Annotated in this window: 26 protein-coding genes and 1 tRNA gene; 10 read left to right on the top strand and 17 right to left on the bottom strand. The window is 66.5% G+C overall.

Annotated elements, in window-relative coordinates:
- Positions 1-11: 11 nt before the first annotated feature.
- Both U4Y91_RS30410 and U4Y91_RS30405 read left to right on the top strand, forming a co-directional pair.
- Positions 12-350 carry a hypothetical protein gene (locus U4Y91_RS30410; protein WP_044843610.1) on the top strand — a complete coding sequence of 113 codons (339 nt, stop codon included), beginning with the start codon at positions 12-14 and terminating at the stop codon, positions 348-350.
- Positions 351-379: 29 nt separating this feature from the next.
- On the top strand, positions 380-1078 hold the full coding sequence (locus U4Y91_RS30405; protein ID WP_321808255.1) for a DUF2939 domain-containing protein: 699 nt from the start codon (positions 380-382) through the stop codon (positions 1076-1078).
- A gap of 91 nt (positions 1079-1169) precedes the next feature.
- On the opposite strand, the gene U4Y91_RS30400 is transcribed toward U4Y91_RS30405, so the two are convergent.
- Positions 1170-1667 carry a universal stress protein gene (locus U4Y91_RS30400; RefSeq protein ID WP_044843612.1) on the bottom strand — a complete coding sequence of 166 codons (498 nt, stop codon included), beginning with the start codon at positions 1665-1667 and terminating at the stop codon, positions 1170-1172.
- A 327-nt stretch (positions 1668-1994) separates the two neighbouring features.
- Here U4Y91_RS30400 and nodI point away from each other — a divergent pair, with 327 nt between their 5' ends.
- A complete protein-coding gene (nodI, locus tag U4Y91_RS30395) occupies positions 1995-2909 on the top strand; it encodes a nodulation factor ABC transporter ATP-binding protein NodI (RefSeq protein ID WP_257773158.1) in 915 nt (304 codons plus the stop codon).
- 6 nt (positions 2910-2915) lie between these two features.
- Positions 2916-3749 carry an ABC transporter permease gene (locus U4Y91_RS30390; RefSeq protein ID WP_321808159.1) on the top strand — a complete coding sequence of 278 codons (834 nt, stop codon included), beginning with the start codon at positions 2916-2918 and terminating at the stop codon, positions 3747-3749.
- Between the two features lie 94 nt (positions 3750-3843).
- On the opposite strand, the gene U4Y91_RS30385 is transcribed toward U4Y91_RS30390, so the two are convergent.
- The 4 genes from U4Y91_RS30385 to U4Y91_RS30370 form a co-directional block, all read right to left on the bottom strand.
- Entirely contained in the window at positions 3844-4266 is a 423-nt protein-coding gene (locus U4Y91_RS30385; RefSeq protein WP_321808158.1) for a hypothetical protein, read from the bottom strand.
- Between the two features lie 233 nt (positions 4267-4499).
- A complete protein-coding gene (locus U4Y91_RS30380; RefSeq protein ID WP_321808157.1) occupies positions 4500-5558 on the bottom strand; it encodes a permease in 1059 nt (352 codons plus the stop codon).
- Complete coding sequence (gene mnmH / locus U4Y91_RS30375; RefSeq protein WP_321808156.1) at positions 5555-6682, bottom strand: tRNA 2-selenouridine(34) synthase MnmH; 1128 nt, start codon at positions 6680-6682, stop codon at positions 5555-5557. Before mnmH ends, U4Y91_RS30380 begins: the two co-directional genes overlap by 4 nt.
- A 64-nt stretch (positions 6683-6746) precedes the next feature.
- Complete coding sequence (locus U4Y91_RS30370) at positions 6747-7700, bottom strand: LysR family transcriptional regulator (protein ID WP_321808155.1); 954 nt, start codon at positions 7698-7700, stop codon at positions 6747-6749.
- A gap of 165 nt (positions 7701-7865) precedes the next feature.
- Here U4Y91_RS30370 and U4Y91_RS30365 point away from each other — a divergent pair, with 165 nt between their 5' ends.
- Together U4Y91_RS30365 and U4Y91_RS30360 are read left to right on the top strand one after the other, a co-directional pair.
- Entirely contained in the window at positions 7866-9287 is a 1422-nt protein-coding gene (locus U4Y91_RS30365; protein ID WP_321808154.1) for a M20 family metallopeptidase, read from the top strand.
- A 36-nt stretch (positions 9288-9323) separates the two neighbouring features.
- Entirely contained in the window at positions 9324-10610 is a 1287-nt protein-coding gene (locus tag U4Y91_RS30360) for an MFS transporter (RefSeq protein ID WP_321808153.1), read from the top strand.
- Between the two features lie 98 nt (positions 10611-10708).
- On the opposite strand, the gene U4Y91_RS30355 is transcribed toward U4Y91_RS30360, so the two are convergent.
- The gene (locus tag U4Y91_RS30355) at positions 10709-11761 is read right to left on the bottom strand and encodes an NADP(H)-dependent aldo-keto reductase (RefSeq protein WP_321808152.1); all 1053 of its coding nucleotides are present in this window, start codon (positions 11759-11761) and stop codon (positions 10709-10711) included.
- Between the two features lie 197 nt (positions 11762-11958).
- On the bottom strand, positions 11959-12396 hold the full coding sequence (locus U4Y91_RS30350) for a PaaI family thioesterase (protein ID WP_321808151.1): 438 nt from the start codon (positions 12394-12396) through the stop codon (positions 11959-11961).
- A 169-nt stretch (positions 12397-12565) separates the two neighbouring features.
- On the opposite strand from U4Y91_RS30350, the gene U4Y91_RS30345 reads away from it, so the two are divergent.
- Both U4Y91_RS30345 and U4Y91_RS30340 read left to right on the top strand, forming a co-directional pair.
- Complete coding sequence (locus U4Y91_RS30345; protein ID WP_321808150.1) at positions 12566-13048, top strand: helix-turn-helix domain-containing protein; 483 nt, start codon at positions 12566-12568, stop codon at positions 13046-13048.
- Positions 13049-13465: 417 nt separating this feature from the next.
- Entirely contained in the window at positions 13466-14089 is a 624-nt protein-coding gene (locus U4Y91_RS30340; protein WP_321808149.1) for a phospholipase D family protein, read from the top strand.
- A 231-nt stretch (positions 14090-14320) separates the two neighbouring features.
- Here U4Y91_RS30340 and U4Y91_RS30335 read toward each other — a convergent pair whose 3' ends face one another.
- From U4Y91_RS30335 to U4Y91_RS30325, 3 genes are all read right to left on the bottom strand, one after another.
- Positions 14321-14539, bottom strand: coding sequence for a hypothetical protein (locus U4Y91_RS30335; protein ID WP_321808148.1), 219 nt, complete (start codon positions 14537-14539; stop codon positions 14321-14323).
- Between the two features lie 190 nt (positions 14540-14729).
- Positions 14730-15203 carry a VOC family protein gene (locus U4Y91_RS30330; RefSeq protein WP_321808147.1) on the bottom strand — a complete coding sequence of 158 codons (474 nt, stop codon included), beginning with the start codon at positions 15201-15203 and terminating at the stop codon, positions 14730-14732.
- A gap of 262 nt (positions 15204-15465) precedes the next feature.
- Positions 15466-15774, bottom strand: a complete 309-nt coding sequence (locus U4Y91_RS30325; protein ID WP_124522221.1) for a phosphatidylserine/phosphatidylglycerophosphate/cardiolipin synthase — start codon at positions 15772-15774, stop codon at positions 15466-15468.
- A 201-nt stretch (positions 15775-15975) separates the two neighbouring features.
- On the opposite strand from U4Y91_RS30325, the gene U4Y91_RS30320 reads away from it, so the two are divergent.
- Positions 15976-16719, top strand: a complete 744-nt coding sequence (locus U4Y91_RS30320) for a DUF695 domain-containing protein (RefSeq protein ID WP_321808146.1) — start codon at positions 15976-15978, stop codon at positions 16717-16719.
- Positions 16720-17126: 407 nt separating this feature from the next.
- On the opposite strand, the gene U4Y91_RS30315 is transcribed toward U4Y91_RS30320, so the two are convergent.
- The gene (locus U4Y91_RS30315; RefSeq protein WP_321808145.1) at positions 17127-17747 is read right to left on the bottom strand and encodes a hypothetical protein; all 621 of its coding nucleotides are present in this window, start codon (positions 17745-17747) and stop codon (positions 17127-17129) included.
- Between the two features lie 190 nt (positions 17748-17937).
- A complete protein-coding gene (locus tag U4Y91_RS30310) occupies positions 17938-18417 on the bottom strand; it encodes a hypothetical protein (protein WP_321808144.1) in 480 nt (159 codons plus the stop codon).
- 263 nt (positions 18418-18680) lie between these two features.
- Here U4Y91_RS30310 and U4Y91_RS30305 point away from each other — a divergent pair, with 263 nt between their 5' ends.
- Positions 18681-19145 (top strand): plasmid fertility inhibition factor family protein, encoded by a 465-nt coding sequence (locus U4Y91_RS30305; RefSeq protein WP_321808254.1) that lies wholly within the window; start codon positions 18681-18683, stop codon positions 19143-19145.
- A 19-nt stretch (positions 19146-19164) separates the two neighbouring features.
- Here the strand turns inward: U4Y91_RS30305 and U4Y91_RS30300 are convergent, their stop codons facing one another.
- The 5 genes from U4Y91_RS30300 to U4Y91_RS30280 all read right to left on the bottom strand — a co-directional run bounded on the left by U4Y91_RS30300 (position 19165) and on the right by U4Y91_RS30280 (position 22061).
- Positions 19165-19725, bottom strand: coding sequence for a GNAT family N-acetyltransferase (locus tag U4Y91_RS30300; protein WP_321808143.1), 561 nt, complete (start codon positions 19723-19725; stop codon positions 19165-19167).
- Positions 19726-20300: 575 nt separating this feature from the next.
- Positions 20301-20376, bottom strand: a tRNA-His gene (locus U4Y91_RS30295).
- A gap of 64 nt (positions 20377-20440) precedes the next feature.
- Positions 20441-21427: a tRNA dihydrouridine(20/20a) synthase DusA gene (gene dusA, locus U4Y91_RS30290; RefSeq protein ID WP_321808142.1), complete on the bottom strand. Its 987-nt coding sequence runs from the start codon at positions 21425-21427 to the stop codon at positions 20441-20443.
- Between the two features lie 126 nt (positions 21428-21553).
- Positions 21554-21808: a hypothetical protein gene (locus tag U4Y91_RS30285; protein WP_257773145.1), complete on the bottom strand. Its 255-nt coding sequence runs from the start codon at positions 21806-21808 to the stop codon at positions 21554-21556.
- A 55-nt stretch (positions 21809-21863) separates the two neighbouring features.
- A complete protein-coding gene (locus U4Y91_RS30280; protein WP_044845064.1) occupies positions 21864-22061 on the bottom strand; it encodes a hypothetical protein in 198 nt (65 codons plus the stop codon).
- Positions 22062-22250 lie beyond the last annotated feature (189 nt).

Raw genomic sequence — 22250 nt, 5'->3', positions numbered from 1 at the left:
AGGAGAACATCATGGAACGCCTTTCCCGTTTGCTGCCTTTCCGTCAATTCGGTCGCCTGCGTCACCTGCGCGGCCGCACGCCCTGCGCGCCGCTGTCCGCCGCGGCGCCCGTGGTGAGCCAAGAAGTCGCAGTTGAACGGCAGGCGTCGCTGCTGCCGTCAGCGCTTCCCGCCTTCGCGCGGGTCTCGCTGAACGCCGGCCTGCATCACGCGGAACCGGCGCGCCGTGCGCCCGTGCGCGTTTATCACGGCCGGTCGCGCCTGATCATGGTCGGGACGATCGATGCCGTGTGCCGGATGATCGATCGCTGCATCGACGAGGAACGATCGGCCACGCACGGCGGTCTCTGATTGCGGAACCTGTCCGCACCGGAGGCATCGTGACTGGATCTTCGGGCCGCGCGTGGCGGCGCAAGCCCCTGTTGATCGTCGTGCTGGCCGTCGCCGTTTTGGTGGCGATCGGCTATGCGTATGCATCGCCGTATGTCGCGCTCGGTCGCCTGAAATCGGCGATCGATGCGCGCGATGCGCAATCGGTCAGCGAATATGTCGATTTTCCGTCGCTGCGCGTCAGTCTGAAGCAGCAGGTCACGGAAGAGTTGATGCGCCGGATCGACGCGGTGAAGAAGGACAACCCGTTCGCGGTGATTGGCGCGCTGATCGGCTCTGCATTGATCGGCCCGCTCGTCGATGCGTATGCGACACCGGAAGGCGTCGCGGCGCTGATGAGCGGCATTCCCCCGCGCGGTAATCCGGGCGAGCGGCCACCCGAATGGTCGGGCCCGCCGGCGGGTGGTGTGCCTGGCAACGTATCGGCCGCACCGCCGGCCAATCCCGCGAGCACACCCGTACCGGGCGGCAATGCTTCCGCCTCGGTCGCCTCCGCGCCGGCCCCCGCACCCGCGCCAGCCGGCCCGGGCGACACGCGCCATCCGCAGCAAACGAGCGCCGGCTACCGGAATATCGATGAATTTGTCGTGACCTACCAGCGCAGTGCCGACGGCACGCGCTATGCGGCGATCTTCCACCGCTTCGGCCTGTTTTCGTGGAAGCTGTCCGCGATCGACCTGCGCGCGTGAGCGGTCGCGATCGGATCGATGCCGCTGCGGCGGCATGGCGGGCAACCGGCGCGGATCGCAGCACAACCCGGCCGGTCACACGATCACTGTGTCACTTGCCGCTCGCGGTGGCCGCTTCGCGTTCGCGCGCGATCTCGGCCTTTTGCTCTTCCGCCGACGAACACGCAACCAGAATGCTGCAGTTCACGCGATCGAGCAGTTGCGTATTGCCCGACCCCATCCACCATCGCGACAATCCGCTGCGGCACCGATGGCCGACAACGACGAGGTCGGCCTTCAACTCGGTCGCGAGATTCGCGATTTCGTCGATCGGATAACCGAACGCAAAATGGCCTTCCGCCTGGACGCCGCGCTCGCGCAGCCAGTTCACGCCTTCCTGCAGGATCTCGCGCGCGGTTTCCTCGAAGCGGCCGCACGCGACGTCGGTCAGCAGCCCCGCGCTCTGCGCGATGCTCGAGCGCATGTCGACGACCGACAGCAAATGCGTTTCCGCCTTCAGGTCCAGCGCGAGATTCGCACCGCACCGCAAGGCCTTGCGCCCTTCGAGCGTGCCGTCGTAGCACAGCAGAATCTTGTTGTAGCTAGCCATGAGACCTCCCTATCGCGACAACGTGCCCTATGCACTCATCATGGTGCGCCGCAATTCCGGACGCAAGGGATGGAAAACGCTGATTCGCCACGCGGGGCGCGTCGGCGATGATGCGGTGCACGATCCGTGCGCGCATGCACCGTGCCGCGCGTGCACGCCCTGAAGAGACGCAGCCGATGCACTAGAATGGCCCGTTCGCGTCCTCGACGTGCGTTCGCCCCGGTCATGCCCATGTGACACGCATTCGCCCGATCCGTTCGCCGACCGGCATGCCCATCCGGCCGGCCGCGAAACGCGTCCGCGCCCGCTTACAACGACAACCTGCCCATGTCCGTTGCACCGATCGATTTCCGGAACGTCGAAAAGCGCTATGGCGACAAGCTCGTCGTCAACGACCTGTCCTTCCACGTGCAGGCCGGCGAATGCTACGGCCTGCTCGGGCCGAACGGCGCCGGCAAGACCACGACGCTGAAGATGCTGCTCGGCCTCGTGTATCCCGACGCCGGCACCATTTCACTGTGCGGCGAACCGGTTCCGTCGCGCGCGCGGCATGCGCGCCAGCGCGTCGGCGTCGTCCCGCAGTTCGACAACCTCGACCCCGACTTCACGGTCCGCGAAAACCTGCTCGTGTTCAGCCGCTATTTCGGGATGTCGGCGCAGGCTTCACGCGCGCTGGTGCAACCGCTGCTCGAATTCGCGAAGCTGGAAAACAAGGCCGATGCGAAGGTCGGCGAGCTGTCGGGCGGGATGAAGCGCCGTCTGACGCTTGCTCGCGCGCTCGTCAACGATCCGGACGTGCTGGTGCTCGACGAGCCGACGACCGGGCTCGATCCGCAGGCACGGCACCTGATGTGGGAGCGCTTGCGTTCGCTGCTCGCGCGCGGCAAGACGATCCTGATCACCACGCATTTCATGGAGGAAGCCGAGCGCCTGTGCGACCGGCTGTGCGTGATCGAGGAAGGCCGCAAGATCGCCGAAGGCGCGCCGCACGCGCTGATCGAATCGGAGATCGGCTGCGACGTGATCGAGATCTACGGGCCGGACCCGGTCGCGCTGCGCGACGAGCTGACGCCGTTCGCGACACGCACCGAGATCAGCGGCGAGACGCTGTTCTGCTACGTGAGCGATCCCGAGCCGCTCAGTGCCCGACTCAAGGGTCGCACGGGATTGCGCTATCTGCATCGTCCGGCCAATCTGGAAGACGTGTTCCTGCGGCTCACGGGCCGCGAAATGCAGGACTGATCGATCATGGACGCACGCAACTATTCCGCCGCCGCGCCGTCCGCACCGCCACGCGAATCACGCTTCGCAGTCGCGCTGCCCGCGAATGCCACCAACTGGATCGCCGTGTGGCGGCGCAACTACCTCGTGTGGCGCAAGCTCGCGCTCGCGTCGCTGTTCGGCAATCTCGCCGATCCGATGATCTACCTGTTCGGGCTGGGATTCGGGCTCGGCCTGATGCTCGGCCACGTCGACGGCGTGTCGTATATCGCGTTCCTCGCGGCCGGCACGGTCGGTTCGAGCGTGATGATGTCCGCGAGCTTCGAGTCGATGTATTCGGGCTTCTCGCGGATGCACGTGCAGCGCACCTGGGAAGCGATCATGCACACGCCGCTCGCGCTCGGCGACATCGTGCTCGGGGAGATCGTCTGGGCGGCGAGCAAGGCGCTGTTGTCGGGCGTGGCGATCATGCTCGTCGCGGGCCTGCTCGGCTATGCGCGGTTTCCGTCGATGCTCGCGGCGCTACCCGTGATCGCGCTCGCCGGCCTCGCGTTCGCGAGCACCGCGATGATCGTCACCGCGCTCGCGCCGTCCTACGACTTCTTCATGTTCTATCAGACGCTCGTGCTGACGCCGATGCTGCTGCTGTCGGGCGTGTTCTTCCCGATCACGCAGTTGCCGCCCGTCGCGCAGCATGCAGCGCACGTGCTGCCGCTCGCCAACGCGGTCGAACTGATCCGGCCCGCGATGCTCGGCCGGCCGGCGACGGACGCCGGCCTGCATCTCGCGGTGCTCGCCGGCTATGCGGTCGGCGGATTCATCGTCTCCGCGTGGCTGTTCCGGCGGCGCATGATGCGCTGACGGCCGGCGCGCACGGCGCGCCGGCTCGCTGCGACGAAGTGGCGACGAAGTGGCGACGAAGCGGCGACGAAGCGGCGACGAAGCGGCGGCGGCGTTACTCGTCGTCGTCGCTCCACGGAATCTCGACGTCGGTCAGGAATGCGACGGTCGCCAGCGGGCCGCCTTCGTGGCGGCCGAGCTTGCCGTCCGCGCGATGCCATTCGACGCGGAACTGCGTACCCGGATCGTCGGCAACCAGATAGACCGCGCGCAGTTCTTCCGTGTCGGCTTCGTCGACCGGACCGTCGAACGACACCAGCATCTTCTGCGGCCACAGGCCGTTCACCGGATCGTAGATGCGGTCGCCCTGCGGAATCTCGATGCTGGCCTCGACGCCGATCGTGGCGGAGGCTTCGATGATCATCGTGCCGAGCGCGTTCAGCACGGCAGTCGCCCGCGCGGAATTGGCCTGGCGGATCGCGAGATCGCCGCGCGTCAGCGCCTTTTCGAGTCGAGGATGAATCTTCGGTTGGGTCATGCGTTTTCCTGTTTGCTTCTTGTAAAGGGCACCGCGCGCGTGAGGCGGCGGCGCCGGATGAATACGACGGTCATGCGACGGGACCGGTCGGCGCGCGCCGCAGCGGCCCGCAGTGGCCATCACGCAGGTCCGGTCGCCGGCAGCCGGGCATGTCGTGCCCCGCGCCGAGATCGGCCACGCGAGCCGGACTTGTCCGGCCATCGCGCCCGCTCGCGGTCCGGTCCGGGTGTCCGTCAGAACCCGAATGCGATCGCGAGCAGCCCGCTTACGATCCCGAACACGACGACGAGGCCCGTGACGATCGCCAGCATGTAAGGCTTGAACGACCGCGCGAGCATCGCGAGCGACGGCACGCTGATGGGCGGCAGCGTCATCAGCAGCGCGGCGGCCGGGCCGACGCCCATGCCGAGCGACAGCATCGCCTGGATGATCGGCACTTCACCGGCCGTCGGGATCACGAACAACGTCCCCGCGACCGCGAACGCGATGATCCAGCCGAGATGGTTGCCGATGTCCGGGCCGATATGCGGGAACAGCCACGCGCGCGCCGCGCCGAGCAGCAGCACGAGCACGATGTATTCGGGCACGAGCCGCACGGCCATGCGTGCGAGCAGCTTCATCCAGCGGACGAACGGATTGCCTGCGGCAGCCTGTTCGGCCACCAGCGCGGCGAGTTGCGCGTCGTCGATACTGCGGTCCTCAGGACGCGCGATGCGGTTCAGCAGATAGCCGATCCCGAACACCATCGCGATGCCGAGCACGAGCCGCAACGCGCTCCAGTGCCAGCCGAGCACGAAGCCCATGAACACCAGCGCGGCCGGATTCAGCACCGTGTTGCCGAGCCAGAACGCGACCGCGCCGCCCGGCGACGCGTGCCGCGCACGCAGGCCCGCGACGACCGGCGCCGCGCAGCACGTGCACATCATGCCCGGCAGCGACAGCAGGCCGCCCGCGGCGACACTGCCGAAGCCCGTGCGGCCGAGCACGCGCGCGACCCAGTGCGCGGGCAGCAGCGCCTGCACGGCCGAACCGAGCAGCAGGCCGAGCACCATGGCCTGCCAGATCGCCTTGCCGTACGCCCATGCGTAGTCGAGCGCCGCCTTCAGCGACGGCTCGGGCGCGCTCGCCGACGTGCCCATCAGGATCGACTGGCCGATCGAATGATGCTCGGCGGCGACGAACGCCTTGTTGTAGTACGGGAACCATTTCACGTAGAACAGTCCCGCGACTGCGATCAGCAGGAAGGTCATCCAGCCGAGCGCCGGACTGGGTTGGGTGCGTGTGGTCGTCATCGTGTGGTGGTCGTAGGGTTGTGGTCGGTGTCGGCTCGTGCCGCCCCGCCGGCGGCGGGCGAGGCCGGCAGCCCGGCCTGCGCGAGCGCGTCGAGCAGCGCGCGCGCCTGCTCGCGCCCGTCGGCCGCATTCGGCCGGAAAGCGAACGTCAGTGCGCGGTTCGGCTTGTTGTACGTGGCGCGGTAAGTGCGCGCATAGGCGGGATCGTAATGCTTGTCGATCAGTTCGGTGAACAGGTCGGCCCGCGCGTCGGCATCGATCAGCGCATGCCAGTGCGCCACCTCGTCACGGCTGTGCAGGCCGATCAGCCGCTGGAGCTGCGCCTTGAACGCGGCCGGCTCGTCGAACAGGTGAGCATAGTCGTCAAGGAGAAACGCGATGCGTTCGTCGTGCGCCGCCTCGACCTGCACCCACGGCCCGGCATGAAATGCGTCGATCAACGCGATCGGCAGGTGCACGAGCCCGATCCTGCGGCTTTCCGATTCGACGAACACCGGCCATTCGGGGTCGAAACGCCCGAGTGTCTCGACGAGCCCCGAATCGAACCCCTTCTGCGACGGTTGCGGCTTGCCCGGCAGCGCGCCGAGCAGCGAGCCGCGGTGGCGCGCGAGCGCCTCGAGATCGAGCGTCTGCGCCCCTTCGTCGCGCAGCGCGTTCAGCAGCCGCGTCTTGCCGCAGCCGGTATGACCGACGAGCGCGATATAGCGAAACCGCGTCGGCAGCGTGTCGAGCGTCGCGCACACCGCGTGGCGGTACGCCTTGTAGCCGCCGTCGAGCTGGCGCGCCTGCCAGCCGATCAGGTTGAACCAGGTCGTCATCGAACCCGAGCGCTTGCCGCCGCGCCAGCAGTAGATCAGCGGCCGCCAGTTGCGCGGACGGTCGGCAAACGTGGTGTCGAGATGGCGCGCGATGTTGCGTGCGACCATCGCCGCGCCGACGCGCGTCGCTTCATACGGCGACACCTGGCGGTACATCGTGCCGACGATCACGCGCTCCTCGTTGCTGAGCACGGGCGCGTTCAGCGCGCCGGGGATGTGGTCCTCGGCGAATTCGAGCGGCGTGCGCACGTCGATGATCTCGTCGAACTCGCCGGCGCGATCGAGGGTAACAATCAGGTTCTTCAATTTGGCGTCGAACAGGGGCGATGCGGCTCGGCGAGCCGCACGGGCATGGAAGGCGGATTCGCGATTATCTCACGCTCGGGCGTCTCGGGCCGCGCGCGGCAACCGGGGGCGACGACGCGGCGCTCATCACGTCGATCAGATGGTCGCGAAACGCGCGCACCGACGCGGGCAGATCGCGCCCCGCCATGGTCTGCACCTGGATGCTGCGCTCGCGCAGCTGGGGGTTCGTGACGGGCACGACGACGAAGCCGTCCGCATCGAAGCGGTCCCGCACCGACAGCAGCCCGGTGAACATAACCGCACCGGTACGCTGCGCGTAGCGGTACATCACCGCGGTGTTGTTGCTGGTCAGCTCCGGCTCGAGCATGAGCCCGTCGAGCACGCACGCGATGTCGATCAGCTGGCGCACCGTCGTGCCGGCCTCGGGCAGCACATGCGGGTGCCGTGCGACATCGGCGAGCGACACCGAGTCGCGCGCCGCGAGCGGATGGTCGCGCCGCACGAGCGCGAAGACCGGCGCACGCTCCGTGTGTTCGACGCGTACGCCCTGCTCCGGCGCCAGGCTGAACGTCAGCCCGATGTCGGCATCGCCGTCGCGCACTCGCCGCGTCGCCTCCGCCGGCGACACGACCCACACCGAGAAATCGACGCCCGGGTGGCGCGCCTTGAAGCCCGCGAGCGCACCCGGCAGGAAATCGATCGCGAACCCTTCCGAGCAGGCGACCTTCAGCAGGCTGCCGTGCAGCGCCTCCAGCCCGCCGATTTCCTTCATCACGTGCTCGGCCTCCAGCAGGCTGCGCTGCGCGAAGCCCAGCAACCGTTCGCCGGCCTCCGACAGCGCCATCCCGCGCGGCCGGCGCTCGAACAGCGGCGCGCCGAGCTCGCTCTCGAGCTTCGCAATCTGCCGGCTGATTGCCGAGACGGCCACGTGCAGCCGCGCCGATGCGTCGCTGATCGACCCGGTGCGCGCCACTTCGACGAAATACCGCAGCGCAAGACCATGCAGGAAAGCCGCCATCGTTTTGTCCCCCGGGCCCGTCGCCCAGGCCGTTCCGCTTTGCCTTTTCGGCAAAGAAATGTTCGAAATTCGATCATTGTGACAAAAAAAACGGCTTCCTAGAATCGATCGCACTCCCGGTCGTGCGCGCCGCGCCCGCCGGAAAACCGATACAGGAGACCCGTCTTGAGCCGTACCGCCGCCATCCAGCACGCGCTGAACCAGTTCGAATCGGGCGCGTTCTTCACGACCCTGAGCCGCCGCGTCGGCCTGCGCACCGAAAGCCAGGACAGCGGCTCGGGCGCCGCGCTGCGCGCCTACCTGACCGACGAGATCGCACCGGAGGCCGCGCGCCTGGGCTTCACGTCGCGGATCGTCGAGAACCCGGCCGACGGCAGCGGCCCGTTCCTGCTGGCCTCGCGCCACGAGGACGACGCGCTGCCGACCGTGCTGATCTACGGCCACGGCGACGTCGTGCGCGGCTACGACGCGCAATGGCGCGCGCCGCTGTCGCCATGGACGCTGACCGTCGACGGCGATCGCTGGTACGGCCGCGGCAGTGCCGACAACAAGGGGCAGCACACGATCAACCTGGCCGCGCTGGCGAGCGTGCTCGCCGCGCGCGGCGGCCGGCTCGGCTTCAACGCGAAACTGCTGATCGAGATGGGCGAGGAAACCGGGTCACCGGGCCTCGACGCACTGTGCCGCCAGGAGCGCGACACGCTCGCGGCCGACGTGCTGATCGCGTCCGACGGGCCCCGCCTCACCGCCGAACGCCCCACCGTGTTCCTCGGCTCGCGCGGCTCCGTCAACTTCAAGCTCAGCCTGCGCGCCCGCGACGGCGGCCATCACTCGGGCAACTGGGGCGGCCTGCTGCGCAACCCGGCGACCGTGCTCGCGAACGCGCTCGCGAGCCTCGTCGACGCGCGCGGCGCGATCCGCGTCGCAGGGCTGCGCCCGCCGCCGATCCCGGCCGCCGTGCGCGCCGCGCTCGCCGACCTGTCCGTCGGCGGCGGCCCCGGTGATCCGGCGCTCGACGCCGACTGGGGCGAGCCGGGCCTCTCCGCCGCCGAGCGCGTGTTCGGCTGGAACACGTTCGAGATTCTCGCGTTCAAAGCCGGCAATCCCGACCATCCGGTCAATGCGATTCCCCCCGTCGCGTATGCGCACTGCCAGCTGCGTTTCGTGGTCGGCACCGACTGGGAGGCGCTGCATGCGCACCTGCGCGCGCATCTGGATGCGCACGGTTTCGCCGATATCGAGATCGACGTCGAACGCGGCGCGCCGGCGACGCGTCTGCCGCCGGACGATCCGTGGGTCCGCTGGGCCGTCGCGTCGCTCGCGCGCACGACCGGCAAGAAGCCCGCGATCCTGCCGAACCTCGGCGGCACGCTGCCGAACGAAGTGTTCGCCGACACGCTCGGGCTGCCGACGCTGTGGGTGCCGCACTCGTATCCGGCGTGCTCGCAGCACGCGCCCGACGAGCACCTGCTCGCGAGCGTCGTGCGCGAGGGACTGCAGATGATGGCCGGCCTCTTCTGGGATCTCGGCGACGCCGCGCCGCCCGTTCGCCGCGCGGCACCCGCCGCGGCCGGCGCCGCCCTGTAACGCGCTTCGCCCCCTTTCTCGGGACCTGCTTACACGATGAATACGACCACCCTGACCTCGCAGGACGCCGCGCGCCCCAGCGCCGCGAAGATCCGCCGCATCATCTTCGCCGCGTCGATCGGCAATGCGCTCGAATGGTTCGACCTGATCGTCTACGGCTTTTTCGCGGTAACGATCGCCAAGCTGTTCTTCCCCGCAACGAGCGAGGCGACCTCGCTGCTGCTCACGCTCGGCACGTTCGGGCTGTCCTACCTGATCCGGCCGATCGGCGGCTTCGTGCTCGGCGCCTACGCGGACCGCGCGGGCCGCAAGGCGTCGCTGCTGCTGTCGATCGCGATGATGATGGCCGGCACGCTGCTGATCGCGCTGATGCCGACCTATGCGTCGATCGGCATCCTCGCGCCGCTCGGGATCATGCTGTCGCGGCTGATGCAGGGCTTTTCCGCCGGCGGCGAATTCGCGAGCTCGACCGCGTTCCTCGTCGAACACGCGCCGCAGCGGCGCGGCTTCATGTCGAGCTGGCAGTTCGCGAGCCAGGGTCTCGCGACGCTGCTCGCATCGGGCTTCGGTGCACTGCTGACGTCGACGCTGAGCACCGCACAACTCGAAAGCTGGGGCTGGCGCGTGCCGTTCCTGTTCGGCCTCGCGATCGGCCCGGTCGGGCTCTACATCCGCCGCTACGTCGACGAAGGCGTCGAATTCAAGACGCAGGCGCGCTCGGAAGCGCCCGTGCGCGAACTGTTCGCGGACCAGAAGATGCGCGTGCTGCTGTCGATCGGCGTGCTCGTGATCTCGACCGCGATCAACTACATGGTGCTGTACATGCCGACGTATGCGATCAAGCAGCTCGGGCTGCCGGCATCGACGGGCTTCGCGGCGACACTCGCGACCGGTTTCGTGCTGACGCTCGTCACGCCGCTCGTCGGCCACCTGTCCGATCGCACCGGACGGATCCGCGTGATGGCGGCAGCCGCCGTGCTGATGCTCGTCACCGTCTGGCCGACGTTCGCGTGGCTCACGCATCACGCGTCGTTCGCGACGATGCTCGCCGCGCTGATCTGGATCGGGCTGCTGAAGGCGACGTACTGCGGCGCGCTGCCGGCGCTGATGGCCGAGCTGTTTCCATCGCAGACCCGTGCGACCGGTCTCGCCGTCAGCTACAACACGGGCGTTACGCTATTCGGCGGCTTCGCGCCGTTCGTGATCACGTGGCTGATCAGCGCGACCGGCAACCGGCTGTCGCCGGCGCTGTACCTGATCGGTTGCGCTGTGTTGAGTCTCATCGCTCTGTTGGTCGCGCGCACGCGGCTCGGGATGCGCTGACCGCGCTCACGAAGCAAACGACGGCGCGGCAATGCGCGCCTGACGCGGCCCGTCGCGGCACCCGTGCCACACGGGCCGCGCGCCGTTTACGGTGACGTTTACGGCGCCGGATTCGGCTGCAGCTCGTGCAGCGCGTCGATCTCGGCGAGGATCTCGTCGGACAGCTTCACGCCGATGCTGCCGATGTTCTCCTTCAGTTGCGCGAGCGACGTCGCCCCGACCAGGTTGCTGCGCACGAACGGCCGACTGTTGACGAACGCGAGCGCGAGCTGCGCGGGCGACAGCCCGTGGCGCTTCGCGAGCGCGACGTAGCGCGACGTCGCTTCGACGGCCTGCGGCTTGCTGTAACGCTGGAAGCGCTCGAACAGCGTGATGCGCGCGCCGGCCGGACGCGCGCCGTTCTCGTACTTGCCGGACAGCCAGCCGAACGCGAGCGGCGAATAGGCGAGCAGGCCGACGCCGTCGCGATGCGTGAATTCGGACAGGCCGTTCTCGAACGTACGGTTCAGCAGGCTGTACGGATTCTGGATGCTCGCGATGCGCGGCAGCCCGAGCTTCTCGGCCGCGCGCAGGAACTGCGCGACGCCCCACGGCGTTTCGTTCGACACGCCGATCGCGCGGATCTTGCCGGCCTTCACGAATTCCGCGAGCACGCCGAGCGTTTCCTCGATCGGCACCGTGTACGCATCGTCGACCCACGGATACGCGGGGCGGCCAAACGTCGTCGTGCTGCGATCGGGCCAATGCAGCTGGTACAGGTCGACATAATCGGTCTGCAGGCGCTTGAGGCTGCCGTCGAGCGCCTCGGTCAGGTTCTTGCGGTCGAACTGGTTGCCTTCGCCGCGAATATGGCGCGGATTGTGCGGCTGCCGCGCCGGGCCCGCGATCTTCGTCGCGAGCACGATCCGGTCGCGCTGCGCACGATGCTGCGCGAGCCAGGTGCCGATGTACTGCTCGGTGCGGCCCTGGGTATCGGGCTTCGGCGGCACCGGGTACATCTCCGCGGCATCGATCAGCGTGACGCCCTGCCCGAGCGCGTAATCGATCTGCTCGTGCGCGTCGCGCTCCGAATTCTGCTCGCCCCACGTCATCGTGCCGAGACCGACCAGGCTGACCTCGATGCCCGAATCGCCGAGTGTGCGGTATTCCATGCTGTTCCTGTCGCGTCAGTGGAAAGCAGAAACGCTATCACATTGAAGCGAATGCTTCAGATGGCCGATGCGTTCACTTACAGGCGGCCTTCGATGTGCGTTCAGCCCTCGCCGAGCGGATACGGCCGCCTTCGCGCGCGTCGTCCGGTGGATGACGCCGAACGGCCGCGCCGGCCGTAACGACGCCACGCCTCCCGTTATTGCGGCCGCTGAATGAAGCAGGTCGCCGATGCGTGCGCGACGATCTTGTCGTCCGGCGTTTTCAGCGTGCCTTCGGCGACGCCCAGCGAACGCGACAGGTGAATCACGCGCCCTTCCGCGATCAGGTCGACGTCGCGCGGCACGGGACGCAGCATCTTCACGTGCAGGTCGACCGTGCCATAGCCGACGCCCGCGTCGAGCATCGAGTGCACCGCGCAGCCCGTGACCGAGTCGAGCACCGTCGCGGCGAATCCGCCATGCACGCCGCCGAGCGGATTCAGGTGCCGGCCGTCCGCCCGCGCAGAAAACTTCACGTAACCGAGCTCGACGTCCAGCGGCCGCATCGGGATCGTCTCCGAGATCGACGCCAGCGGCACGTCGCCTGCCGCCGCTGCGCGCAGCAGTTCGAGACCGGACAGGGAAAGCGGATTCATCGGGTTGTCTCCTGATTGAACGCGCGTCGCCGCGCGAGTAAGTTCCAAATTAGAACTGATTATTGATAACCGCGCCGGGCTTGTCAATGCAGCCGGCGCCCGGTGCAACCGAAGGTCAGTTCTATAATCGAACCCGCTCCTTCGCTGAACTGTCGCACGAGACTCGATCATGAAATGGGATGACATCGGTACGCTGAACTGCTCGGTCGCGCGCACGCTTGCCGTGCTCGGCGATCGCTGGACCATGCTGATCTTGCGCAACGCCTTTCTCGGCTGTCGCCGCTTCGATGCATTCCAGACGCAACTGGGCCTCACGCGTCACGTACTGGCCGAGCGGCTCGCGCGCCTCGTCGACGAAGGCGTACTGGTCAAGCGTGCGTATCAGGAACGCCCGCCGCGCTTCGAATACCGGTTGACCGCAAAAGGCCTCGACCTGTACCCGGCCCTGCTCGCGCTGATGACCTGGGGCGATCGCTGGAAGGACGACGGCCAGGGGCCGCCGGTGCAATTGCGCCATCGCACCTGTGGCCAGCTGATGCATGCGGTCGCGGTGTGCTCGGCGTGCGGCGAGCCGCTCGACGCGCACGACGTGCAGCCGGAACCCGGGCCCGGCTGGGTCGCACGCGAGGCGGCCGGACCGCTCGATGCCTGACGCGTCATGCCGAGCGCCGGCTGTACGCACATGGGTACGCCCATGACAGCGCGACGCGGCCATCATGTGTGCGCGTGTTGCATGCGTCTTCGCCCGACGCGCATCGTTCGTGTTGCCGCGCCCTGTCTGCCGATCCGATCTCGTCGATCGCACGCCGCATTGACCCTGCGCCCGCACGTGCGCGCCTTTCGTCACACAGGGACCGGGCCGTCTGCGCACACACGCGCACCGCATCGACTTCCGTCACCCGGCACGACCGCCGAGCCGATGCAGGCGCCGCGCGGCATGATGAACATCACCACGTCGAGCGCTGCAGGCAGCCATCCAGCGTCTTCCATGCGCATCCGGGCGTGACCGCGCCGCCGTGTCTGCGTTACACTCACGGCCCGCTGTCTCAAAAAAGATTCGCTGTCCAAGATGTTGTCGCGTAAACGCCTCGCCGCCGCCTGCCTCGCTGCTTCCCTCCTCGCCACTCCCTTCGCCGCCTTCGGCAAGACGCACGACGAATCGCTGCTGCAGCAGGCGATCGACTTCATCGCGCAACTGCTGCCGACCCCGACCCATGAAGCGCCCGCCACGCAGGCCGTCGAATCGGCGTTCTCGCCCGATGGCGGTGCGGAGGCGCTCGTGCTGAAGGCAATCGGCGCCGCGCGCACCTCGATTCGCGTGGCCGCCTACTCGTTCACGTCGCCGCCCGTCACGCGCGCGCTGCTCGCCGCGAAGCGACGCGGCGTGAATGTCGCGGTCGTCGTGGACGACAAGGGCAATCGCGCGAAGAGCAGCAAGCAGGCGCTGAACCTGCTCGTCAACGCGGGCATTCCGACGCGCACGATCGACGCCTATGCGATCCATCACGACAAGTACCTCGTGATCGATGCCGAACATGTCGAGACGGGGTCGTTCAACTACAGCGCTTCGGCAGCCAGCCGCAATTCCGAAAACGTCGTCGTGGTCTGGAACAATCCGCAACTCGCGTCGCGCTACCTCGCGCATTGGCAAAGCCGCTTCGACCAGGGCACGCCGTACCGCTCGTCGTACTGACGCTTCGCCGCACGCGATCGCAGGCGCCGTTCGCGTGCGGCGCAGCCGACGCACGTCGTGATGTCGTGATGTCGTGATGTCGTGATGTCGTGATGTCGTGATGTCGTGATGTCGTGATGTCGTGATGTCGTGATGTCGTCAATGATCGGTGCGCATTGCATGGCGATCAACCTGGCCGAATGGCCTGCGCACCGGGCGTGACGGCGCCGCGATCGCTGGAATCAGTTGAAATCAGTGGAGGTCGGGCGATCGCTCGGCGATCTGCGTGGCCGCGACGCACCGGCCGGCATGCGCACGCGCATCGCTTGCCGAAGGCTTCGGCCGATCGCGCGTACCGCCAGGCAACGCATCGAGTACGCAGTCCGCACTGAAGGTCAACGTGTTCTGGACCATCGGATAGAGCAGATACAGCGCCAACGCCAGATACCCCGCGTACAGAATTCGAACCATGGTGCGATAGATGAACGATTGATCTTGCCCTGTTTACGGCATCACGTCGGACAGCTTGAGCACCGGGCATCGAATTGCATGGCCGGCAGCAACGCACGACGCGTGAAGCCTGAGCGCGGACGAGCCGCGCGCCGATACGCGCGGCCATGAGCCACGTTCAGTCGCGTTCAACCGGATTCGCCCGGCCCGGTCAGGCTCCGCACGGCGGCGCGCTCGCCATCGCTTCCGCGATCTGCTCGGGCGTCAGGTCGCGCTGGTGGGTCGCGATCGACCAGCGATGGCCGAACGGATCCTCAACTTGCCCATAGCGATCGCCCCAGAACATGTCGGCGGCCGGCATCGTGACTGTCGCACCGGCCGCGACGGCCTGCGCGATCGCCGCATCGGTGTCCGGCACGAACAGGTGCAGGCAGACCGGCGTGCCTTTCAGCGTCTTCGGCCCGAGTGCGCCGTGCTCCGGCATTTCATCCACGAGCATCAGCGTCGAATCGCCGATTGCGAGGCATGCGTGCGCGAGCCGGCCGTCCGGGGTCGGCAGGCGGAACCGTTCGGTCGCGTTGAACGCGCGCTTGTAGAAGTCGATGGCTGCGGCGGCGCCGGCGCAGATCAGATGCGGCGTCAGCGTACGCATCCCTTCCGGGATCGGGTTGACGGATGTGGCCATGGGGGTCGCTCCTTCAGTCGGTTGTCGTGTCGGAAATCGGGACGGACGCACGATGCGCACGCCTCCGATGCTACGACGGACGGGCTCGACGGAAATCGACACGCCGGACGACATTTTTTTGTTCGCGACAAGCGCCGGAACAGGTTCGGCCTGACAACGCGCGAGCATCAGGCAGCGTGCGACCTCCAATGGGGCGATCGCGCATCCGGGCATGGCCTCGTGCGCGATGGCACGGCTCGTCGGAACACGCGCCGATCGCCGCTCAGATCTGCGGAAGGTCGCGCAACGTGCGCGACTCGCTCGTCGCATCGATGTCGAGTTCGATCCCCTCCGACGCGTCGCGATACAGCACGCGCTTCAGCCTCGGCCCCACCGCTGTGCCGTCCGCTTCGTCAAATACGGCGCGAACGTCGTTGCCGGCCGCGAGCGCACGTGCCACTTCCGCCACCGACGCCTCGCTTGGCGTCGCCGCCCACGACCGGTCGGCCGGATTGACGGCCGCCCAGCGCACGTGCGTCACACGCGCACTGAGCACATCGATTCGGACACCATTCACCGCGAACATCGACATCGGAATCTCCTTCGAAACGGATGCGGCCGGGCGAACGCCCGACGATGGAAACCGGCGATGGCGCGACAGCACGCGTTCGATCGCCACCGGACCCGCCGGACGCGCGATCACCCAGGCACGCAGCTTCGGCCAACGCGATTTTCGATGATACATTGGGACGCTTTGCAACCGTCAACAGACAATCGTGCACGGGAGAAACACATGACCGACGCCTGGGGAACCTTCCCTGCCAGAATGGGCGACCATCAGGCCTTCATCAGCTTCAATCACGGCTTTGCGGAAATCGCCGAAAGCGACCCGCGAGCGTCGCTGCTCAGCGTGCGCGTCACGCTTGCGCATCCGACGCCCGACGGCCTGCCGAGCGGTGACGAATTCGCCGATCTCACGAAAATCGAGGATCTGCTGGACGCCGCGGTGACCGCGAAAAACGGCGTGCAGGTCGGCCGCATCACGGTCGACGGCAACCAGGATTTCCTGTTCTACGTGCCGTTCGACGAAGCAGCCGCGGGCGAGATCGTCGACTCGCTGGCCGAACAGACGACCTACACACTTCAGTACGCCTATCAGGACGATCCGGACAAGGAAACGTACTGGCGCACGCTCTACCCGACCGACGACGACTGGCAACTGATGCGCGACATGCGCGTGCTCGAGGCGCTGCGGCAGAAAGGCGACGTGAGCGACGTGAGCCGGCGCGTGATGCACTGGGCCTACTTCCCGGAACCCAGCGACGCGCACCAGTTCGCCGACTGGGCCGAGTCGAAAGGCTATCTGGTCGAATCGGTCGCGCCCACCGAGGACGGCAAATCAGCCGTGCGGTTCGCGCACGAAGGCACGACGGTGCTGGCCGACATCACGCACCATACACTCGAGATCAATCGCGAGGTGCACTCGCTCGGCGGCGAATACGACGGCTGGGAAACCAGCGTCGAGCAGGCAGGCTGATTCCGCTGACACGCGCGTGACGCGCGATCGGACCGTGACGGGTTCGGGACCAAAAGCATCCCGGCGGCGCGACCGCGTACCGCCGGGACCCAGGCATCGCCGGCCGCAACCGGCGATCGGCCCAAGCGATCGCTCAGGCACGAGGAATGCGATTCATACGGATCAGGCGAACGGATGCCGGGACGCGAAACGTCCGCCTGTCCAGTTCCGCCGACGCGGCTTGCATGCGTCGTGCGGGCAAAAAGCCCCCGCTCCTGCGCGAGCGAGCGGGGTAACGGTTGACCGGGCCGGGGTAGAACGGTCAACCGGCCAGATTGTCATCGTGGCCCGTGCAACCGTCTGTGCGGCAACTCACCCTTTCAACCGGAAAGCCCGCCTGCCCCGGCACCGCATGTAGCACGTCACGATCAGCGCGCGACACCGGCGAGTGGTGCGGCGACCACGACGATCACCGGGAACAACACGACGGCCCCGATCATCATCACGCCGTCGGCCGCCAGCGTGACCGGCGTCGCGAGCACGCGAACGGCCTTGTCGCCCTTGGTCAGGCGATCGTCGACCTCAATCGTGTAGGTATGGGAAAACGACGACCACGTCTTGCCCTGCTCAAACCCGTCGGCCCGATAGCGCGAACCGTTCAGCGCGCCTTCCATGCTCAGCTCGCCTTGACGGGACGTCGTAAAGCCGTCCGCCTGCGCGCGCGCCCAATCGTCATCCGTCACGCCGGCGCGGGAAAGCACGAGCCGGTATTCGCCCGAGATCTGGCTGCCCTGCGCGACGAATCCATAGAGCGCCGCCTGGATCGACTTCCGGTAGGACGAGGCCAGCACGGCGCCGAGATGCGCGGGCATGTCGAAGATGTAGTGATATTGGTTGCCGAGCACGACGAATTTCTTGCCGTCCTCGCTGACGAGGAATCGATCGACCGTCTCTTCGTATCGGCCGTTTTCGAACAGCATCGCGGTACATCCTGCCAGACTGGCCGCAGCGACGATCGCGCCGGCAGTCAGCAGCGTTCTTCTTTTCATGTTTCGAGTCCGGATTTTTTTGATTTATATCGGCGATTTTTAAATCGCGCGCCAGGCTCCGGTATCGCGCATGCATTGTCAAAGCGGCATGATGCCGTTTTTCCGTGAATCCGCGCTTTTCTTTCCGGATTTTCGTGAAACGACGTTTCACGATCTAACCCACTCGTTCTGGAACGGCGCGAACCCGACGCTACGCCGGGCCGTCCGTGAACCATTCTGCAATCATGTCGATCCAGTCGAGATCGCTGGCGATTTCGACGACGACGTCGCTGATGGTTTCTTCGACTGAAGCATCGCTGGCGACCGCGCCGGCGGTACCAGCGGCAGCACCGGCTACGACCGCCTTCGCAGCAGGGATTTCGACGAGCGGCGCGCGCTGCGGGCTGACCAGTTGCTCCAGCCAGTCGACGATACTGGCGCGCGCGTCGTCCTCGTCGGCGAAGTCGTTGCGTTTCAGAAAACGGTCGAACACGACCCACGCGAACGTCTTGCTTCGGGAAACGGAATCCAGTTGCCAGTCGGCCACGGCGACCCGCCCCGTTTCCCGGGTTTCGAGCGTCGCGGTGAAGCGGTAATCGAGATATTCGATCTCAAGTTCAGGCGACATGATTTTCTGCGGCCAATCCGCCCTCTCAGTTCTTATTGATGTGCCACGCCAGTCCGGTTTCACGTGCCGCGTGAATCTTGTGTGAATTCCGGACCGCGCGTCATGCCGACAGGCAGTATCGCGATATTCTCGCAAGCTGTCGACCTCGACTGAAAATGCATGGCCGCCCCCGTCCAGTACCCGATACCCGTTGCGTGATCGATTCCGCGCCGCGTTCTTTCGCGCATGATTGCGCCGGGTCGATTCCGGGTATCTGCCTGCTCCGCGGCCGCAGCCGCGCTGCTACACTCCGGCCACAAAAAACGCTTGCCCCACCCAAGGAAACAATGACAGTCGCTCGGGCACAACATGACGGCGTTGATGTCTGGATCATCCAGCTTCCGGGACACCCGGCCTATGCCTATACGCATCTCAAACGGGTATTCGCATCCGACGACTCGCGGCATCGCGTCGTGACGGTCGACCTGACGAAGCTGCTCGCGTGCGCCGATCGCGACACGACCGACTATGTGCTGCCGTCGGTTCAATACTGGGCGCCCGGCAAGGCCGCCGGCATCCGCGATTTCCTCGATCCGGCCAAAAACCGGATTCCCGACATGCCCTTCATCACGTTTCGCGAGACGAGAACGCGGACGCTGCTTGGCCTTCCGGGCCTATCGAAAGTCGGCATCGCGTCGTTCCGGAACGGTCAGCATCGCGCGCGCTATCTGGCGTTTGCAGGGGCAACGAGCCTGCCTGTCGAGGTGCATGAAACGGAAGCGGATTTGCTCGTGCGGTATTGCGGCGAGTAACGGACGCGACGCTTCATCTTCAGCGGCAGCGGTCGTGCAGCGTGCAGCCTTGGGATTCGGTGCCGGCATCGATCACGTAGATCCGGTCGGTGACCTCCGTGCGGCCGATGACGCTGGTTTCGACGCCTGCCAACCGCCAGCCGTTGTGCTCGTAGAAGCCAATCGCGCGGACGTTGCCGTCGAGTACCGAAAGATGAACCTTGTCCGCGCCGATATGGCGGGCCCAGGCGCGAACGGCTTCGATCATGCGCTTGCCTGTACCGCCTCCGTGATGCGCGGGATGCACATGAAGGCAATCGAGCAGGACGCCGCGCGCCGGATCGACCGGCCTTTCGGCGCTGACGAAACCGACCGGGGCCCCGTCGGACTCGGCGATCAGCACGAGGCCCCACTCCGCTTCGGTACGGTCGAAATAGTTTCGCCACCGCGTCGCGTGCTCCGTCGGCACCTCATCGGCGAGATAGGCCGCCGGCAGGATATGGCTATATGCGTTCTGCCAGCTCAGCGCGTGCAAGCGAGCGATGTGCTCCGCGTCGTGTGGTGTCACGTTGCGCAGCGTGATGGTGCGGTTTTCCGGCATGCGAGGGTCGCTCTCGTTGTGCGATGGAGGCAGGGAAAGTGTAGCAATCGCGACGTTTCAACGGCGGGTTGAATAGGGAATCGCGTGCGGCAGTGCGCGTCATGCCGTGGTTATCGCGTAGTTCACCGTGACACCTGCCGCTTTCTCCAATTCCTCGACAGCACCGCCGCCAAAAAAAATGTCCCGACGCCTTCCGGGGCGTCGGGACCGAACGGCCCTGCAAAGCTAAGGGCACGAGGAATCGATACATTACATGAATGTAAGACTATTAAGCATTGGCGGCTCGTGCCAAGTCATTGGTTTAATCCGCCAATCTGCGAGACGATGAGCGAAGCCGGTCGCCGCTTCGCTTTGCGGGCTCATGAGCAGCGGCCGCTTGATGGATCGGCCGCGCACGAGTGACGTGACCCGGCGCGCAGTCTCAGTATCGAAACGGCTTTCGTCGGCTGACGCGAAATGGATGAATGGCGAGCAGAACGCTCTGGAAATGGCGCGGCATCGAATCGATGCAATCGCATCGAATTTTCCGCACAAAACAAAACAGGCGCCGAAGCGCCTGTTTTGTTTGAGAATTTTGGGGTGGCTGATGGGACTCGAACCCACGACGACAGGAATCACAATCCTGGACTCTACCAACTGAGCTACAGCCACCACTGATACTGCTTTGTTTCTTCGCTGTTTCGTTTCGTTTCGTGTTCAGCAGCGAAGAACAAGATTATACGAAGACTTTTCCGTCTTGCAAAGCATTTTTTTCAAAAATTTCTTCGGCGTCGTTCAGATACGTGCGCGCCTCGTCGAACACGGCCAGATCGCCGCGCGCGAGCTTCTTGTTGTCGGACAGCACACGACGCCAGCCGCGCGCACCCGCGACGCCACGATAGAGCCCGAGTGCATGCCGCACGATCGCGCCGAGATACGTGCCGCGCTTCAGTTCCGCCGCGCAGTATTCGATCAGTTTCGCCTCGGCCTCTTCGCGCGTCGGCACCGCCGCAGTCGACCCGTAGAAGCGCGCATCGACACCCGCGAGCACATACGGGTTGTGATAAGCCTCGCGGCCGAGCATCACGCCGTCCACGTGCTCGAGATGCTGCGCGACTTCGTCGAGCGTCTTGATCCCGCCGTTGATCACGATCTCCAGCGACGGGAAATCGCGCTTCAGCTGATACGCATACTCGTACTTGAGCGGCGGGATCTCGCGGTTTTCCTTCGGCGACAGCCCTTTCAGGATCGCATTGCGCGCGTGCACCACGAACGTTTCGCAGCCGGCCTCCGCCACCGTGCCGACGAAGTCCCGCACGAACGCATAATCCTCGACCGCGTCGACACCGATCCGGTGCTTGACCGTGACCGGCACCGACACCGCATCGCGCATCGCCTTCACGCAGTCGGCAACGAGCTGCGGCTCGTTCATCAGGCACGCGCCGAACGCACCGCGCTGCACGCGCTCGGACGGACAGCCGCAATTCAGGTTGATCTCGTCGTAGCCCCATTGCTCGCCGAGTTTCGCGGCGCGCGCGAGATCGTCCCGTTCGCTGCCACCCAGTTGCAGCGCGACCGGCGATTCGTTCGGCGTGAACGCGAGATGCCGCTGGGCGTCGCCGAACAGCAGCGCGCCCGTCGTGATCATTTCCGTATACAGCCACGTGTCGCGCGTCAGCGTGCGATGGAACGACCGGCAATGACGGTCGGTCCAGTCGAGCATGGGCGCCACGGAAACGCGGCGGGGAGGAAGCGAGGACGGTACGGACATGGAATTCGGGGCAGCAAGCGGCGCGGGAGACAACCTGCCATTTTACCGCAACGCGACCAGGCCGGCCCGGCAGCCTGACTAGACCGGCCCGCCCTCGCCCAGTTCGGCGTCGACGGCCCGCCGCGCCTCGTCGAGCACGCGCTCGATCACGCGCCGTTCGGTCAGCAGCATCCCGTCGACTTTCACGAGCCGCCAGTCGATCCGCACGGCCGAGCCCTGCAGCACGCGGTAGTGCGCATGCTCGCCGTCCCACACCTGCTCGGTCTTCACCTCGATCTCGTAGCCGCGGTACGGCTCGCTGAAATCGCCGAGATCGCTGCCTCTCGGTTCCATCGCTCGCTCCGTGGCGACACGGCGCCGGGCCGCCGCGGCGGCCGGCGCCGTGCGCTCAATCGTATTCGTTGGACAAAACGGATTTGCCGTCGGCGGTCAGGTCGACACGGTCGGCCGCCGCCTGGTAGATCAGCCCTTCGTTCAGCAACGCATAGACGACGTCGTCGAACGCAGCGGGAACCGGCCGGCTGTCGCCGAACTGGTCGATCCACTTCAGCGCCACGATGGCTTCGGGAGAAAGGATGGGGGTCATGCGTTGGCCTCCGGCGTCGGTGTCGTTCCATCCTAGCACTTCGTCCTGACGCCGAATACCGAGGCAAACGCGCGACCATGAAACCGGGCGCGGGGGGGCGGGCCCCCCCCCCCCCCCCCGCCCCCCCCCCCCCCCCCCCCCCCAAACCCCCCCCCCCCCCCCCCCCCCCCAGCCGCCCCCCCCCCCCCC

The organism is Burkholderia sp. BCC1993, assembly GCF_905339865.1.
Classification (GTDB): domain Bacteria; phylum Pseudomonadota; class Gammaproteobacteria; order Burkholderiales; family Burkholderiaceae; genus Burkholderia.
This window is presented reverse-complemented; position numbering and strand designations above follow the sequence as displayed.